This is a genomic window from Methylobacterium sp. CCH7-A2 (genome assembly GCF_001557075.1).
In the GTDB taxonomy this organism is placed as follows: domain Bacteria; phylum Pseudomonadota; class Alphaproteobacteria; order Rhizobiales; family Beijerinckiaceae; genus Allobosea; species Allobosea massiliensis.
In genome coordinates this window covers 14251-31132 of sequence record NZ_LSKN01000226.1, presented here as the reverse complement: position 1 = coordinate 31132, position 16882 = coordinate 14251, and the positions used below count along the sequence as shown (strand labels likewise).

Below are 16882 nucleotides of genomic sequence, written 5' to 3'. Positions count from 1 at the left end.
GCTTTCGCCGTCGAGGCCCCGCGCGGCCGTGACGCTTCTGCGGACCCGGCACAGCCTGTAGGGAGGGTGCGCGAGGTGGCCGCAGAGCCGCCCGCCAGACACATCTCCGGGAGGAGCGCATCGTGGCGGCAGCCCGCATCTTCAGCACAGCCCAGATGGCGGCGCGCGCCCGCAAGCGCCTGCCCCGCGCGGTCTATGACTTCATCGAAGGCGGCGCCGGCGCCGAACAGGCGGTGACACGCAACCGGGCGCGCTTCAGCGAGATCGCGCTGATGCCGCAGGCCCTGCGCGACTGCGCCGCCGCCCATACCGAGGTCACCCTCTTCGGCCGCCGTTATGGCGCGCCCTTCGGCGTCGCACCGATGGGCTTCGCCGATCTCGTCTGCCCCGGCACCGACCGCGCGCTGGCCGCCGCGGCCAGGGCGCAGAACATCCCCTATGTTCTCTCCACCGCCGCCACGACCTCGATCGAGACCATCGCCGGCATCGCCCAAGACAATCTCTGGTTTCAGCTCTATCCCGGCGCGGACGAGACCATCGCGGCCGGGCTGATGCGGCGGGCACTCGCGGCCGGCGTGACGACGCTCGTCGTCACCATCGACATTCCCGTACCGGCGCGGCGCGTGCGCGACCTGACCAACGGGCTCGCCATCCCCCTCAAACCCTCGCTCGCCACCATTCTGGACGTCGCGCGCCATCCCGGCTGGCTCTGGCGCGCCGCGCGCGGCGAGCGCCCCGGCATGGCGAACTTCGTCGCGGACAAGGGGTCGATGAGCGGCCTCGCCCATGCCGAGTTCGTCTCGCGACAGCTCTCCTGCCCGGCGCTCGACTGGGCGCGCATCGAAGCGATCCGCAAGGCCTGGCCGCATCATCTCGTCATCAAGGGCATCCTCAACCCGCAGGATGCGCTGACGGCCGAGCGCCTCGGCGCCGATGGCATCGTCGTCTCCAACCATGGCGGGCGCCAGCTCGATTCCGCCCCGTCCTCGATCGAGGTGCTGCCGCGCATCCGCGAGGCCTGCGGCGACCGGCTTGCCCTGATTCTCGACAGCGGCGTGCGCAACGGCGACGACATCGCCCGCAGTCTGGCTTCGGGTGCTGATTTCGTCCTGCTCGGGCGGCCATTCCTGTTTGCGGTCGCAGCGCTCGGGCTGTCTGAAGGCCCAAAGACGATCATCGAGATCCTGCGGGCGGAACTCCTCAACACGCTGATCCATCTCGGCTGCGCCGATCCGACCGAGCTCGGCAGCGACCATCTCTGGCCAAGACAGGGAGCCAATCGATGACCATCGCGATCATGGGAGCCGGCGGCGTCGGCTGCTATTACGGGGCCATGCTGGCGCGCGCCGGCCATGGCGTGACGCTGATCGCCCGGCCCCAGCATGTCGAGGCGATCGAGCGGCACGGCCTCGCCTTCGAGGCACGGGGGACGACGGAGACGCTGCCCGTCAAGGCCACGACCGAGCCCTCGGGCGTCGCCGAAGCCGACATTGTGCTTTTCTGCGTGAAGTCCGGCGACACCGAAGAGGCCGGCCGCGCCATCGCGCCCCACCTCGCAGCCAATGCCACGATCCTCAGCCTCCAGAACGGCGTCGACAATGCGCAGCGCCTGCAGGATGTGATCGGCCGCCCGGTGATCCCGGCCGCGGTCTATGTCGCGGTCGAGATGCCCGGCCCCGGCCATGTCCGTCATCACGGGCGCGGCGAACTGATCATCGGGCCCGGCGCGACCAGCATCGCGATCGCCGCAAGCTTCGGACAGGCCGGCATCCCCACCGAGGTCTCGGAGAACGTCATCGGCGCGCTCTGGACCAAGCTCGCCGTCAACTGCGCCTACAACGCCCTCTCCGCCATTCCGCAACTGCCTTATGGCCGGATGATCGCGGTCGAGGGCGTGCGCGACAGCATGGCCGACATCGTCGCCGAATGCCGCGCGGTCGCGCAGGCCGCCGGCATCGCCATCGGCCCCGAGATCATGGACACCGTCCTGGCGCTCGCCCCGGCCATGCCGGCGCAATCTTCCTCGACGGCGCAGGATCTCGCCCGCGGCAAGCGTTCCGAGATCGACCATCTCAACGGCTATGTGGTGCGGACCGGCGAGCGGCTTGGCATCTCGACGCCCGCCAACCGCCTGTTGACGGTCATGGTCAAGCTCATGGAGGAGAGCGCAGGCCTCTGAACCACGGGTCCCGGAGCGCCGGGCCGTCATGCGCCGGCGCTCGTTGTCGCCCGCGCTCGCGCCATGCCAAGCTGCCGTCACGCCGCAGACGGCGCCATAAGAAACCACCGGCAGGAAACGACATCCCATGAAGCGCAGATTGTTCTTGAAGGGCGCCGGCCTCGGCGCCGCGGCCGGAATCGCGTCGCCGGCGATTGCCCAGAGCACGCCGACCGTGACCTGGCGCCTGGCGTCGAGCTATCCGAAGTCGCTCGAGACGCTCTACGGCGCCTGCACCCATCTGTCGGAGGCGGTCGCCGGCGTCACCGACGGCAAGTTCAAGATACAGGTCTTCGCGGCCGGCGAGATCGTGCCCGCTCTCCAGGTCGCCGACGCCGTGACCAACGGCACCGTCGAGATGGGCCACTCCGGCTCCTATTTCTACATCGGCAAGGACACCGCCTTCGCCTTCGGCACGGTCATTCCCTGGGGCCCGAACAGCCGCCAGATGCAGGCCTGGCTGTTCCATGCCGGCGGGCTCGAGCTGCTCAACGAGTTCTACGCCAAGTTCAACATCTACAATCTGCCGGCCGGCAACACAGGCGCGCAGATGGGCGGCTGGTTCCGCAAGGAGATCAAGTCGGCGGCCGATCTCCAGGGCCTGAAGATGCGCATCGGCGGTCTGGGCGGCAACGTCCTGCAGAAGATGGGCGTGGTGCCGCAGCAGCTCGGCGCTGGCGACATCTATCCGGCGCTGGAACGCGGCGTGCTCGACGCTGTCGAGTTCGTCGGTCCTTACGACGACGAGAAGCTCGGCTTCGCCCGCGTCGCGCCCTATTACTACTATCCCGGCTTCTGGGACGGCTGTGCAGAGCTAAGCTTCTTCATCAATCTGGAGAAGTGGAACAACCTGCCTCCGACCTATCAGAAGGTGCTCAAGACCTGCGCGATGGCAGCCGGCCACGACATGCAGGCGAAATACGACGCGCTCAACCCGCCCGCCCTGAAGCGGCTGATCGCCGGCGGCGCGCAGCTGCGCCCGCTGCCCAACGACATCCTGAAGGCGAGCTACAAGCACACCAAGGATCTCTACGCCGAGATGTCGGCCGCCAACCCGGCCTTCAAGAAGATCTACGACCACCTCTGGGCCTTCCAGCAGGACAGCACGCGCTACTGGCAGATCTCCGACCTCTCCTTCGACCTGATGTCGGCGACGGCGCTCCAGCAGCGCTGGCAGGACGGCTGAGACAGCCGCCGACGGATTGATCGTTGTCCGGAGACGGCACGACCATCTCCGGACAACGCCGACCGCGCCGGTGCCTTCCTCCGCAAAAAGGAGCTCCAACCGCTGACGACAGGGTCGTAAGCCAACGCCCGTTGGCGACCGCCGCCTCATCGAACTGGATATTGAACATTTTATCCAATTGACAAGCGGACGGTTTGGAGGCCTCCTGCCGCCGGGTCTTCAGGCAGGCCCGAGCAAGCCGGATAGCCACGTGGTCGCGCCCCAATCCCTCCGCTCGCAAAGACCGCTGCTGCGCCAGACCGTCACGGGCGCCACGGTGGCCGAGTTGCGCCGCCGCATCCTCTCCGGAGCCGTCGCCGCAGGCGAAGCACTGCGCCAGGACGCTTTGGCGCGTGAATTCGGCATCAGCCGCATCCCCTTGCGTGAAGCCTTTCATCAGCTCGCGGCGGAGGGGCTGGTCACGCTGCATCCCCATCGCGGCGCCGTCGTCACGGAACTCTCCGCCGCCGACATCGCCGAGCTCTTCGATTTGCGCTCCATGCTGGAGCCGGACCTGATCCGACGCGCTGTGCCCCGGCTGACCGCCACCGATTTCGAACGTGCCGAGACGATCCTGGCCGATTACGCGGCGGCCATCGGCCGGGGCGACCTCGAGGCCTATGGCGAGCTCAACCGAGAATATCATCTCTCCCTCTACCGCGCTTCCGGCCGCGGCCAGACGCTCGAACTGGTGCGTGTCCTTCTCGCCAACACCGACCGCTACACCCGCGTCCAGCTCTCCATGTCGGAGGGCGCCACCGCCCGCGCCAAGCGCGAGCACGCCGCGCTGCTCGATCTCTGTCGCGCGGGCGATGCGGAGGGGGCCGCGCGGCTGACGCATCAGCACGTCATGGCCGTCCGCGAGGATCTGCTGCATCTGCTGGAGCCGGCAGACCCCACCCCAGCTCAGGCTCCCGCGGCCTGAGCACACCCTGCCAGCGCTCGAGACGGATGAACGAGGACGACGGACGATGACGATTGGAGTGGGCGGATCGAGCTTCGAGGCGGAGCTCGCCAAATTGAAACCGATGGCGGACGGCATCGAGCCGATTGCCGTCGCCGAGTTCAAGCAGCGCATCGCCAAGGCGCAGACACTGATGCGCGAGCAGGGTCTCCAGGCGCTCTATCTCGATACCTCGACCAGCCTCGCCTATTTCACCGGCATCCAGCTCGGCCCGAGCGAGCGGCTGCATGGCGCGGTGATCCCGGTCGAAGGTGAGATCGCCTATCTCAGCCCCGCCTTCGAGGAGCCGAAGACGCGCGAATACATGAAGTTCGGTAACGATGTCCGCTGCTGGGAAGAGCATGAGGACCCGACCGAACTGGTGGTCGAGACCATCCGCAGCATGGGCTATGAGAGCGGCCAGGTCGCGCTCGACCCGCAGACCCCGTTCTTCATCGTCGACGGGCTGCGCAAGGCGGGCAACCGCTTCACCTTCACGCAGGGAAGCGCGATCACCGCAACCTGCCGCCAGCTCAAATCGGCCGCCGAGATCGCCCTGATCCAGCGCGCCATGGACATCACCATGGAGGTCCACCGCGCCGCCGCCCGCGCCCTGCAGGTCGGTGTGACGACCGCGCAGGTCAAGGAGTTCCTCGGCCAGGCCCACCGCAAGCTCGGGATGACCGCCTCCTTCGGCGCCGCCCAGTTCGGCGAGGCGACGGCCTATCCGCATGGCGTGCCCCATGAGCAGACGCTGCAGGACGGCGACATGGTGCTCATCGACATGGGAACCAAAGTCGGCGGCTATTGCTCCGACATCACCCGGACCTATGTCTTCGGCGAACCGACGCAGCGCCAGCGCGAGATCTGGAACCTCGAAAAGAAGGCGCAGCTCGCCGGCTTCGCCGCCGCACAGCCCGGCGCTCCCTGCGAGAACGTCGATGTCGCCGCCCGCGGCGTGATCGAGGCGGCGGGTTACGGCCCCGGCTACAAGGTCCCCGGCCTGCCGCACCGCACCGGCCATGGGCTCGGCCTCGACATCCATGAGGAGGCCTACATGGTGAAGGGCAACAAGACGCCGCTGCAGCCCGGCATGTGCTTCTCGATCGAGCCGATGATGTGCATCTACGGCGAGTTCGGCGTGCGCCTCGAGGACATCGCCTACATGACCGAGGACGGCGCGCGCTGGTTCACGCAGCCCGCCCACACCGTCGACGACCCCTTCGCCTGCGAAGCCTGAACCGATCCGCCACCCGACACCCAACAAGAACAAGCGAAGGAAGAAGCAGATGGCTTCGAACATCTTCTCCGGCACGATCCCGGCCCTCATGACGCCCTGCAAAGCGGATCGCACCCCGGATTTCGACGCCCTCGTCCGCAAGGGCCAGGAGTTGGTCGCCGCCGGCATGTCGGCGGTGGTCTATTGCGGCTCGATGGGCGACTGGCCGCTCCTGACCGACGAGCAGCGCATGGAGGGTGTCGCCCGCCTGTGTGAGGCCGGCGTGCCAGTCATCGTCGGCACCGGTGCCCAGAACACCCAGCGCGCCGCCGCCTTCGCCGCCCATGGCAAGCGCGTCGGCGCCAAGGGTCTGATGGTGATCCCGCGCGTGCTCTCGCGCGGCCCCTCCGCCTCGGCCCAGGCCGCGCATTTCGGCGCGATCCTTGAGGCTGCCGGCGGCCTGCCGGCGGTGATCTACAACAGCCCCTATTACGGCTTCGAGACCCGTGCCGATCTTTTCTTCAAGCTGCGCGAGAGCTACCCCAACCTGATCGGCTTCAAGGAGTTCGGCGGCGCCAAGAGCCTGACCTACGCGGCCGAGAACATCACCGGCCAGTCGGAGGACATCACGCTGATGGTCGGCGTCGACACGCAGGTCTTCCACGGCTTCGTCAACTGCGGCGCCAGCGGCGCGATCACCGGCATCGGCAACGTGCTGCCGGAGCCGGTGCTGCGCCTCGTCTCGCTCTGCGAGCAAGCGGCGAAGGGCGATGTCACGGCGCGGGCCAGGGCGCTCGAACTGGACGGCGCGCTCGCCGTGCTCTCGAGCTTCGACGAGGGGCCGGACCTCGTGCTGTTCTACAAGTACCTGATGGTGCTGGAGGGCAACCCGGAATACGAGTTGCACTTCAACGCCTCGGACAGCCTGACCGACGGCCAGAAGCACTACGCCCGCACCCAGCTCGCACTCTTCAAGCGCTGGTATGCGGAGTGGGTGAAGGGCTGACGGAGGCCGAAGCCGTTCGGCGGCGCCAAGGCCGCCGGCTGTCCAGTCAAGCCGTGCGGCGTGTGCCTGCCAAGGGTCGCGACTCGATCCGGTCGCGACCGTTGCGCTTGGCCGCGTAAAGCTGCTCGTCGGCGCAGCCATAGAGCATGTCCTCGTCGACCGGCCCCTTGGCGGTGCAGAGCCCGATCGAGATCGTCGCACGGTCCAGGGCGGGGTGGAGGCTTCGCCAGGGCGCGTGAGCCAGCGCCGCACGAATTGCGAGTCCCGTCCGGTGAGCCTCCGCCAACGAAGCTCCGCCGAGAACCACGCCGAATTCCTCGCCGCCGATGCGGGAAACCAGCCGCCGGGGGCCGCTCGCCTGCTTGGCCACGATCGACCCGATCATCTTGAGACAGGCGTCGCCGACGAGATGGCCGAAGCGGTCGTTGATCGCCTTGAAGTGATCGACATCGATCGCCAGCAGCGACAGCGGTCTGGCGATCCGCGCCTCCGCAGCGAGGAACGCCATGAAGGCGCGCCGGTTGGCGAGGCCTGTCAGCGCGTCGGTGCCTGCGAGCTTCGCCAGCTCGTCGTTGGCCCGCTGCAGAGCCGCCTTCGCCTCGACGAGCTCGATGTGCTGGCGCTTGGCGGCGGTGATATCGGCGTGAGTGAAAAAGCCGATGCCGCCGGTGCCATGACGGGCGATCACCCTCAGCCAGCGCTGGCCGGGCAGCTCGATCTCGAAGGGCGCGCCGTCATAGCGCAGGCCATTGCGAATGGCGGCTCGCCAGGCCCCCGCCGGTGAATCGCCACGCCAGCACCAGGCGATGATGTCGTCGAGCGTGCATCCGACCACGGGCCGGTCCGCGGGCAGGCCATAGAGCTGCCTGAAGGCATCGTTGGCGGCGACGATGCGGTCTGCCGCATCGAGAATGGTCGCCCCGTCGGGAATGAAGGGAAGCGCCTCGAACACGGGCAGCACGAGCTCGGGAACGGCCTCGGTGCGATGCTCGGCATCCAGCCGTTGCCACAACCTGACCCGCCCGCCCTCGGGAGCGCGAAGGGACGAGGCGCGCAGCCGGCGGCCATTGTGAATGAACTCGAAGGGCTGCGTCTGATTCTCGTGGCGCGCGACGCCCTCCGCGATGTAGCGCTCGACGTCGGGCATCTCCTCCGGCGAGAGGCGGCAGCGATAGAACCGAACGAGATTGTCCGCATAGGGCTCGCCGACATAGATCTCGCCGTCATCCTCCGGGAAGAATTGCAGGAACGTGTTGTTCCAGCCGACGGCCTCCAGCCGCGCGTCGTACTCGCAGGCAGCAATGCCGAGCATATCCAGGGAGGCATGCAGATACGGCGATAGGATCATGCCCTTTCATGCGGCACGGGCCTTAACAAGCCGTAAGATGCCCGAGTGCGGGTGACCCTCGCCTTCAGCCGACCTTGCCGTAGCCCGCGAACTTCGCGCTGACCCGCGCCATCTCGGCCTCGTCGAGAATGACTGGATCGAGCCCTGCGGCGAGGATGTCGAGATACTGGCCCGCGAGATTCTCGACCTCCGCCACGATCTGGTGCGCTCCCGCGAGCGAGGCGCCGAGCGCGATGACGCCGTGATTGGCGAGCAGCACCGCCTTGCGCCCCTCCAGAGCCCGCACCGCGTTCTCCGCCAGCTCCGGCGTGCCGAAGGTCGCATAGTCGGCGCAGCGGATGTCGGCACCGCCGCAGAGCGCGATCATGTAGTGGAAGGCGGGAATGCCCCGGCGCGTGCAGGACAGCGCCGTGGCCCGCGGCGAATGCGTGTGCACGATCGCCTGCGCCTCGGGCCGGGCGCGGTAGATCGCGGCATGGAAGGGCCATTCCGAGGACGGCTTGCGCGCGCCCGAGAGCACGGCGCCGTCGAGCGAGAGTTCGATCAGATCCGCTGGCGTCGTCTGCGCATAGGGCAGGCCCGACGGCGTGATCAGGAAGCCAGCCTCCGTCCGCGCCGAGACATTGCCCGATTTCGACGGGCAGAAGCCCGCAACATCGATCGCCTGTGCGACGGCGACGATGCCGGCGCCGAGTTCGTCTCTCGTCATGATCCTGTCCTGCTCACGCTTGCGGCCGGCCCGCCCGCTCGGGAAAAAGCCCGGCCAGCCCTGCCGCGCTCGCCTCGCAGACGCCGCGCTCGGTGATCAGCCCGGTCACGAGCCGGGCGGGGGTGACGTCGAAGGCCGGGTTGGCGGCGTTGCTGCCCGGCGCGACCACGCGGATCGAGCGCACCTCGCCATCCTCCGCCAGCCCGGAGAGATGCGTCACCTCCCGCGCCGACCGCTCCTCGATCGGGATCTCGCGCAGCCCGTCCGACAGGCTCCAGTCGATCGTTGGCGAGGGCAGCGCGACATAGAAGGGCACGCCGTTGTCATGCGCGGCCAGCGCCTTGAGATAGGTGCCGATCTTGTTGGCGACGTCGCCGGTCGCGGTCGTCCGGTCGGTGCCGACGATGACCATGTCCACCTCGCCATGCTGCATCAGATGGCCGCCGGCATTGTCGGCGATCACCGTATGCGGCACGCCATGCGCGCCGAGTTCATAAGCCGTCAGCGCCGCGCCCTGGTTGCGGGGCCGCGTCTCGTCGACCCAGACATGGACGGGAATTCCGGCATCATGGGCGAGATAGATCGGCGCCAGCGCGGTGCCCCAGTCGACGGTAGCAAGCCAGCCGGCATTGCAATGGGTCAGGATGTTGACGGTGGCCCCTTCGGCCTTTTCCGCCGCGATCGAGCGGATCACGCCCAGCCCATGCTCGCCGATCGACCGGCACAGGGCCACGTCCTCGTCGCAGATCAGCGCCGCCTCGGAATAGGCCATCTCGGCACGCCGGCCCGGGTCGAGCGGCTTCAGGACGCGGCCCATTCGGCCGAGCGCCCAGCGCAGATTGACCGCCGTCGGCCGCGTTGCGCCGAGCAGGGTCAGAGCCTCGTCCAGCGCGGTGTCGGACGGATCGGCCCGCATCGCCAGCGCCACACCATACGCCGCTGTCGCACCGATCAGTGGGGCGCCGCGCACGATCATCGACCGGATCGCTTCCGCCGCAGCCTCGGCAGAGGACAGGGTCACCGTCTCGAAGCGGAAGGGCAAACGCGTCTGGTCGATGACGCAGACGCGCCAGCCATCCGGCGCGAGCCAGATCGTGCGGTAATGCTGGCCGTTGATTCTCATGCGGGCGTCAATGCCCACCAAAAGCGACGAGCGTGCGAACCGGCACGCCGAGCCGGCGGACGCGATCGGCGCCGCCGAGATCGGGCAGGTCGACGATGAAGCAGGCGGCGACCACTTCCGCCCCCAGACGCGAGAGCAGGTTCACCGCAGCCTCCGCGGTGCCCCCGGTCGCGATCAGATCGTCGACCAGCAGGACGCGCTCGCCGGGCGAGACGGCATCCTTATGGACCTCGATCTCGTCGGTGCCGTATTCGAGCTCATAGGTGACGCTGACCGTCTCATGCGGCAGCTTGCCCTTCTTCCGCACGGGCACGAAACCGGCCGAGAGCTGATGGGCGACGGCCCCGCCCAGGATGAAGCCGCGCGCCTCGATGCCGGCGATCTTGGCGATCTTCAGCCCGGCGAAAGGCTGCACCAGCTCGTCGACCGCGCGGCGAAAGGCGCGCGCATCCCCCAGCAGCGTGGTGATGTCGCGAAAGACGATACCGGGCTTGGGATAATCCGGGATGGCGCGGATACTGTCGGCGAGTTTCATGATCGTCAGGCCGCTTTCAGGACACGCCCCGCCACGGCGTCGAGCTTGGCGAGCAGAGCGGGGTCGCGCATCGTGGGCGCAGTGATAAGGGCATTGTCGAGCGCGTTGTGCGAGCCGGCGGGACAGGGCACCCGCTCCGCGGGGAAGTCCGCCGCCAGCCGCGCCACCAGGCGCTTCGCCTTGTCGGCGTTGTCATGCAGCACCTTGACCACGGCGGCGACATCGACCGGCCCGTGCTCCTCGTGCCAGCAGTCATAGTCGGTCACCATCGCGACCGTGGCGTAGGTGATCTCGGCTTCGCGGGCGAGCTTGGCCTCCGGCATCGCCGTCATGCCGATCAGGTCGTAGCCCAGCGTCTTGTAGGTCATCGATTCCGCATAGGTCGAGAATTGCGGCCCTTCCATCGTCACCAGCGTGCCGCCGCGCACGAAGGGCAGCCCCGCGGCCGTCGCGGCCTCCGCGATCAGCCCCTGCAGCGCCGGCCCCACGGGATGCGCGACGGAGACATGGGCGACGCAGCCGCGCCCGAAAAAGGAGGAAGCCCTGCCGCTGGTGCGATCGACGAACTGGTCGACCAGCACGAACAGCCCCGGATAGAGCTCGGCCTTGTAAGAGCCGCAGGCCGACAGCGAGACGAGATCGGTCACCCCGGCCCGTTTCATCACGTCGATATTGGCGCGGTAGTTGATCTCCGACGGCGGGATCGCATGGCCGCGGCCATGGCGGGGCAAGAACACGATCCGGGTTCGCCCCATCCGGCCGATGCGGAGCACGTCGGACGGCTCGCCCCAGGGGCTCTCGATCCGCTCCTCGCGCAGATCGCTCAACCCCGGCAGGTCGTAGATGCCCGACCCGCCGATGATTCCCAGAACCGCTTCGCTCATCTCGATATCCCTGCTGCCGAGCGGGACTGTGCCGCGCGGCCGCCGCCGCTTCAAGCGGCGGCACCAACGAAAAAGGCCCCGTCGCCGGGGCCTTCTGCGGAAGCGGATTGGATCAGTGGGCGGGCGTGCCGTCGGGCATGCGCGACCAGATCTTCTTCTTCGTGTAGTAGAGCAGCCCGCCGAAGATCAGCAGGAACAGCATGACCTGCAGGCCGAGACGCTTGCGCGCCTCGAGATGCGGCTCCGCGGCCCACATCAGGAACGCCGTGACGTCCTTGGCGTACTGCTTGGCCGTCTCCGGGACCTGCGGCTGACCGTCCGGCCCCTTCGGGAACTCGACCTGGCCATCGTTCAGCACGTTCGGCATCGCGATCAGGTGACCGGGCATATAGGTGTTGTAGTACTGGCCCGGCTGCAGGGTGACACCCTCCGGCGGCGGATCCTTGTAGCCCGTCAGCAGCGCCGCGATGTAGTCCGGCCCCTGCTCCTGATACTGGGTGAAGATGTCGAAGACGAAGCGCGGGAAACCACGCTCATAGGTCCGCGCCTTGGCCAGAACCGACATGTCGGGCGGGTAGGCGCCGCCATTGGCCGAGCGCGCCGCCTGCTCGTTCGGGAAGGGCGACGGGAAGGCGTCGGCCGGGCGGCCGGGCCGCTCGAACATCTCGCCGGCCTCGTTGGGGCCGTCCTTGATCTGGTAGGTGGCGGCCAGGGCCGTGACCTGGCCGGGCGTGAACTCCGGCCCGCCCGGCTGCGACAGGTTGCGGAACTTCAGCAGCGAGGCGCTGTGGCAGTTCGCGCAGACCTCCTTGTAGATCTTGTAGCCGCGCTGCAGCTGCGCGCGGTCGAACTTGCCGAAGGGCCCGGAGAACGACCAGCTCAGCGCCGGCGGCTCGACACGCTCGCCAGCGGCCTGGGCGGTGAGCGGCAGCGCTGCGAGCAGGAGACCGACAGCGGCCGAACGAACCAACATCTTGCTCATGATTCGTCTCAGCCCTTGGCGTTGGGTTCGGCGGCGACGGCGCTGCCCATGCGAGCACCCGATCCGCCCTGGAGCGAGCCGAGCACGGAATCGGCGATCGAATTCGGCAGCGCCTTCGGCCGTTCGAACAGGCCGACGACGAACAGCGCCACGAAGTAGCCGAAATAAAGCACCGTGAAGATCTGCGAGGCGATGACATAGCCGCCTTCCGCCGGCATGGCGCCGAGCCAGCCAAGGCCGATGCAGACCACGACGAAGGCCCAGAAGAGCTGGCGGGCGATCGGGCGATAGCTCATCGACTTGACCTTGGAGCTGTCGATCCAGGGCAGGAAGGCCAGAACGACGATGGCCGCACCCATGGCGATGACACCGCCGAGCTTGTCGGGAACGGCGCGCAGGATCGCGTAGAAGGGCAGGAAATACCACTCCGGGACGATATGCGCAGGCGTCACGGCCGGGTTGGCCGGGATGTAGTTATCGGCATGGCCGAGGAAGTTCGGGGTGTAGAACACGAAATAGGAGAACACGAAGATGAAGCACACCATCGCGAACAGGTCCTTGACCGTCGCATAGGGCGTGAACGGCACGGTGTCCTTGGCGACGTTCTTCACCTCGACGCCGGTCGGGTTGTTCTGGCCGACATGGTGCAGCGCCCAGACGTGGAGGATGACCACGCCGAAGATCATGAACGGCAGCAGGTAGTGCAGCGAGAAGAAGCGGTTCAGCGTCGGATTGTCGACCGAGTAGCCACCCCACAGGAAGGTCACGATCGTCTCGCCGATGACCGGCAGCGCCGAGAACAGGTTGGTGATGACGGTGGCGCCCCAGAAGGACATCTGGCCCCAGGGCAGCACGTAGCCCATAAAGGCGGTGGCCATCATCAGCAGCAGGATGACGACGCCCAGGATCCAGAGCACCTCGCGCGGGGCCTTGTAGGAGCCGTAATAGAGACCGCGGAAGATGTGGATGTAGACCGCCAGGAAGAACATCGAGGCGCCGTTGGAATGCAGATAGCGCAGCAGCCAGCCGTAGTTCACGTCGCGCATGATGTGCTCAACGGAGTTGAACGCCATCGTCGCATGGGGCGTGTAGTGCATCACCAGGATCACGCCGGTGACGATCTGGGCCACCAGCATGAACACCAGGATGCCGCCGAAGGTCCAGAAATAGTTCAGGTTGCGCGGCACCGGATAGGATACCGCCGAATCATGCGCGAGGCGGATGATCGGCAGGCGCGCATCGAGCCAGCGCTCGAAACCTGTCTTCGGGACGTAGGAGCTATGACCACTCATGCGGATTGCCTCGGGGCTGTCTCGTACAGGCGGGATCGGGGCGAGCGGAACGCTCAGCCGATCCGGATCTTGGTGTCGGCGCTGAACGCGTAGGGCGGGATCGGCAGGTTGAGCGGCGCCGGGCCCTTGCGGATGCGGCCCGACGAATCGTAGTGCGAGCCGTGGCAGGGGCAGAACCAGCCGTCGAAATCGCCCTTCGGATCGCCGGGCGCGTTGCCCAGCGGCACGCAACCGAGATGGGTGCAGTTGCCGTAGACGACGAGGAACTGCTCGTGGCCCTGCTTGACGCGGGCCTGGTCGGGCTGCGGATCGGGCAGCGTGGCGACATTGACCGCGCGGGCCTCGTCGATTTCCTTCTTGGTGCGGTGACGCACGAAGATGAGCTTGCCGCGCCAGAACAGCTTGATCGCCTGGCCTTCCGCGATCGGGGCGAGATCGAGATCGATCGGCGCACCGGCGGCGACCGTCTGCGCGTCCGGCGCGAGCTGGCTGACCAGCGGAACGACGACGGCGCCGAGGCCGACGGCACCGGCCGCGCCGGTGGCCAGCATCAGGAAATCGCGGCGGGTGGTTTCGGTCGGTTTCGTATCGGTCGCGTTCGCCACGATCCAATCCTCTAAAACGTCAGTCGAGTTTTGGAAGAACTCGAAATTGCAACCCGGCGCCGTGTTTAGGCGCGCGTCGTCACGGCCGCAATGCGGCGGCGCGTCACTGCGCGCTCTTTGGCATGCAGATTGGACGAAGTCTACTGTTGGAGGCCATGCGCCGGTGCATGGCCCGCGCCCGTCGGCAAGGGGTTCAGGCCGGCAGCGTTTCGTTGTCCGCCGCAGCGAGGAAACCACCCGACTGGCGCGACCACAGCCGCGCATAGAGGCCCGCCCGCCCGACCAGCTCCGCATGGGTTCCGACATCGACGATCCGGCCCTTGTCGAGCACGATCAGCCGGTCGAGCGCGGCGATCGTCGACAGCCGATGGGCGATGGCGATAACGGTCTTGCCCTGCATCAGCGCGGTGAGCTGCTCCTGGATCGCCGCCTCCACCTCCGAGTCCAGCGCCGAGGTCGCCTCGTCGAGGATCAGGATCGGCGCGTCCTTGAGCAGGACGCGGGCGATCGCGATGCGCTGGCGCTGACCGCCCGAAAGCTTCACGCCGCGCTCGCCGACGCGCGAATCGAAGCCGCGGCGCCCGTCCTGATCGCTGAGGCTCTGGACAAACTCATGAGCCGAGGCCTGGCGCGCCGCCTGCGCGATCTCGTCCGGCGTCGAGCCGATCCGCCCATAGGCGATGTTGTCGCCGATCGAGCGATGAAGCAACGAATTGTCCTGCGTCACCATCCCGATCTGGGCCCGCAGCGAGTCCTGCGTGACATGGGCGATGTCCTGCCCGTCGATCAGGATGCGCCCGCCCTCGAGCGGGTAGAGCCGCAGCAGCAGGTTCACCAGCGTCGACTTGCCGGCGCCCGATGGCCCGACCAGGCCGATCTTCTCGCCCGGTCGGATCTCCAGATCGAGCCCCTCGAACAGCCCGCCGCTCTTGCCGTAGTTGAAACGGACGCCCTCGAAGCTGACCGCGCCGCGCTCGACCACGAGAGCGGTCGCGTCGGGCGCATCCGTCAGGTCGTGCGGCTTGGCGATCGTCTCCATGCTCTCCTGCACCGCGCCGATGTTCTCGAACACCCCGCGCACGAGATGGATCAGCCAGCTCGACATCTGGACGAGGCGCAGAACGAGGCCGATCGAAGCCGCGACCGCGCCCGGCGTCATGGCGCCCTGGCTCCAGAGCCAGAGGCTGAGCCAGGCCGTCACCACCACCAGCAGGCTGTTCATCGTCTGCAGGACGACGCTGACGCCGGTGATCAGCCGGGACAGGTTGAGGAACGCCGTGTTCCAGCGCGCCAGCGACTCGCGCACGGCCGAGCGCTCGGCATCGGCCCGGGCGAACAGCTTCACCGTCAGGATGTTGGTATAGGCATCGACGATCCGCCCCGTCGTCGAGGAGCGGCCGAGCGAGTTGGCCTCGGAGCGACTCTTGGCGCGCGGCACGAAATAGATCAGCAGCGCTACATAGGCCCCGAGCCAGACCAGCACCGGCAGCGCCAGCCACAGCGAGGTCGCCCCGAAGAAGCCGATCGCGACGGAAGCGAAGATCAGCGCGTACCAGAGATCGTCGATGACCTCGATCGTCGCGCCGCGGATCGACTGCCCCGCCTGGATAACGCGGGAGGAGAGGCGCCCGGCGAAATCGTTTTGGAAATAGCCCAGCGCATGGCCGAGCGTGTAGACATGGTTGCGCCAGCGGATCTGGTTGGTGACCTGCGGCACCACGACCTGATCGACGATGGCGTGGTTGGCGAAATAGATGAGCGGCCGCACCACGACCACGAGAAACGCCGCCCCCGCCAGCAGCCAGCCATGGTCGCGGAAGATCGTCTCGGGCGTCTGGGTCGCCAGCAGGTCGACGAACCAGCCGACCATCAGATACATCGCCGCCTCGATGCCGCTGAAGCCGAGGCCCGTCAGCATGACGAGGAACAGCCAGCCCTTCGCATCCTTGATGTGATGCCACATGAAGGGCCAGACACCGCGAGGCGGTGTCTCGCGTTCGTCGAAGGGGGCGAAGACGTCGATCCGGCTCTCGAGCCAGCGGAACAGCGGGGTGAACATGTCCGCCCTCCTCTGGACCGGCATGGCGACAAAATCGGGGCGGGATCAGCGGCGCGGCCGGCCCGGGCAGGCAGCCGATATGGCGTGCGCCTCAGCGAATTGCCAGCCTCGCTCGCGCATGCTTGCCGCCTGCGCCGTCCTTGACGCATCCCGTGCCGTCACCCCATGACAGCAGCAGGATGACGGCGACCGAAGAAACAGCTTCTGCGACGGGTCGGGCGCCGCTGCGCCTCGCCCTCTACCACCCCGACATTCCCCAGAACACCGGCACGATAATCCGCATGGCCGCCTGTCTCGGCGTCGCCGTCGACATCGTCGAGCCTGCGGCTTTCGACGTCTCCGACCGGCATTTCCGCCGCTCGGGGATGGATTATCTTGAGCGCGCCACCGTGACCCGCCACGCCTCCTTCGCTGCCTTCGAGCGCTGGCGCCGCGGCTCTGGACACCGCTTGATCCTGGCGGAGACCGACGGGCAAACCCGCCATCTCGACTTCGCCTTCGCCCCCGGCGACATCGTCATGCTCGGCCGGGAATCGGCCGGCGTGGCGCCGGAAGTCTATGCCGCCGCCGATGCGGTGGTGCATGTGCCCATGCTGGCGGGGCTGCGCTCGCTCAACGTCGCGATTGCAGGCGCGCTGGTTCTGGGCGAAGCCTTGCGGCAGATCGGCGGCTTCCCGGCACCGCTCCGGGCCGACGACCACGAACGACAAGACCAGACAGGGTGAGGAGACGGG

General features: G+C 67.6%; 16 protein-coding genes. 7 read left to right on the top strand and 9 right to left on the bottom strand.

Annotation, left to right across the window (positions count from 1 at the left end):
• Window positions 1-122 precede the first annotated feature (122 nt).
• The 6 genes from AX750_RS16620 (at window position 123) to AX750_RS16595 (ending at window position 6611) form a co-directional block, all read left to right on the top strand.
• Window positions 123-1286, top strand: coding sequence for an alpha-hydroxy acid oxidase (locus AX750_RS16620; protein ID WP_066724619.1), 1164 nt, complete (start codon window positions 123-125; stop codon window positions 1284-1286).
• Entirely contained in the window at window positions 1283-2179 is an 897-nt protein-coding gene (locus AX750_RS16615; protein WP_066724617.1) for a 2-dehydropantoate 2-reductase, read from the top strand. The genes AX750_RS16620 and AX750_RS16615 overlap by 4 nt, the downstream gene beginning before the upstream one ends.
• A gap of 127 nt (window positions 2180-2306) precedes the next feature.
• Window positions 2307-3404 carry an ABC transporter substrate-binding protein gene (locus AX750_RS16610; protein WP_066724615.1) on the top strand — a complete coding sequence of 366 codons (1098 nt, stop codon included), beginning with the start codon at window positions 2307-2309 and terminating at the stop codon, window positions 3402-3404.
• 250 nt (window positions 3405-3654) lie between these two features.
• Window positions 3655-4368 (top strand): GntR family transcriptional regulator, encoded by a 714-nt coding sequence (locus AX750_RS16605; protein WP_082734975.1) that lies wholly within the window; start codon window positions 3655-3657, stop codon window positions 4366-4368.
• A 46-nt stretch (window positions 4369-4414) separates the two neighbouring features.
• Entirely contained in the window at window positions 4415-5626 is a 1212-nt protein-coding gene (locus AX750_RS16600) for a Xaa-Pro peptidase family protein (protein ID WP_066724612.1), read from the top strand.
• A gap of 49 nt (window positions 5627-5675) precedes the next feature.
• Window positions 5676-6611, top strand: coding sequence for a dihydrodipicolinate synthase family protein (locus AX750_RS16595; protein WP_066724609.1), 936 nt, complete (start codon window positions 5676-5678; stop codon window positions 6609-6611).
• A 46-nt stretch (window positions 6612-6657) separates the two neighbouring features.
• On the opposite strand, the gene AX750_RS16590 is transcribed toward AX750_RS16595, so the two are convergent.
• The 9 genes from AX750_RS16590 to AX750_RS16550 form a co-directional block, all read right to left on the bottom strand.
• Window positions 6658-7959: a sensor domain-containing diguanylate cyclase gene (locus AX750_RS16590; protein WP_066724605.1), complete on the bottom strand. Its 1302-nt coding sequence runs from the start codon at window positions 7957-7959 to the stop codon at window positions 6658-6660.
• A 64-nt stretch (window positions 7960-8023) separates the two neighbouring features.
• Window positions 8024-8668, bottom strand: a complete 645-nt coding sequence (locus AX750_RS16585) for a class II aldolase/adducin family protein (RefSeq protein ID WP_066724602.1) — start codon at window positions 8666-8668, stop codon at window positions 8024-8026.
• A gap of 13 nt (window positions 8669-8681) precedes the next feature.
• Entirely contained in the window at window positions 8682-9791 is a 1110-nt protein-coding gene (mtnA, locus tag AX750_RS16580) for an S-methyl-5-thioribose-1-phosphate isomerase (RefSeq protein WP_066724600.1), read from the bottom strand.
• A 7-nt stretch (window positions 9792-9798) separates the two neighbouring features.
• Window positions 9799-10326: an adenine phosphoribosyltransferase gene (locus AX750_RS16575; protein ID WP_066724597.1), complete on the bottom strand. Its 528-nt coding sequence runs from the start codon at window positions 10324-10326 to the stop codon at window positions 9799-9801.
• Window positions 10327-10331: 5 nt separating this feature from the next.
• Window positions 10332-11210, bottom strand: coding sequence for an S-methyl-5'-thioadenosine phosphorylase (locus AX750_RS16570; RefSeq protein ID WP_066724594.1), 879 nt, complete (start codon window positions 11208-11210; stop codon window positions 10332-10334).
• Window positions 11211-11322: 112 nt separating this feature from the next.
• Window positions 11323-12192, bottom strand: a complete 870-nt coding sequence (locus AX750_RS16565) for a cytochrome c1 (RefSeq protein ID WP_066724592.1) — start codon at window positions 12190-12192, stop codon at window positions 11323-11325.
• Window positions 12193-12200: 8 nt separating this feature from the next.
• Window positions 12201-13484, bottom strand: a complete 1284-nt coding sequence (locus AX750_RS16560) for a cytochrome b/b6 (protein ID WP_066724589.1) — start codon at window positions 13482-13484, stop codon at window positions 12201-12203.
• A gap of 53 nt (window positions 13485-13537) precedes the next feature.
• Window positions 13538-14089: a ubiquinol-cytochrome c reductase iron-sulfur subunit gene (gene petA / locus AX750_RS26945; protein ID WP_280939911.1), complete on the bottom strand. Its 552-nt coding sequence runs from the start codon at window positions 14087-14089 to the stop codon at window positions 13538-13540.
• Window positions 14090-14282: 193 nt separating this feature from the next.
• Complete coding sequence (locus AX750_RS16550) at window positions 14283-16148, bottom strand: ABC transporter ATP-binding protein (RefSeq protein ID WP_066724586.1); 1866 nt, start codon at window positions 16146-16148, stop codon at window positions 14283-14285.
• Between the two features lie 179 nt (window positions 16149-16327).
• Here AX750_RS16550 and AX750_RS16545 point away from each other — a divergent pair, with 179 nt between their 5' ends.
• Window positions 16328-16873 carry a tRNA (cytidine(34)-2'-O)-methyltransferase gene (locus AX750_RS16545; RefSeq protein ID WP_066724584.1) on the top strand — a complete coding sequence of 182 codons (546 nt, stop codon included), beginning with the start codon at window positions 16328-16330 and terminating at the stop codon, window positions 16871-16873.
• The last annotated feature ends 9 nt before the right edge of the window (window positions 16874-16882 follow it).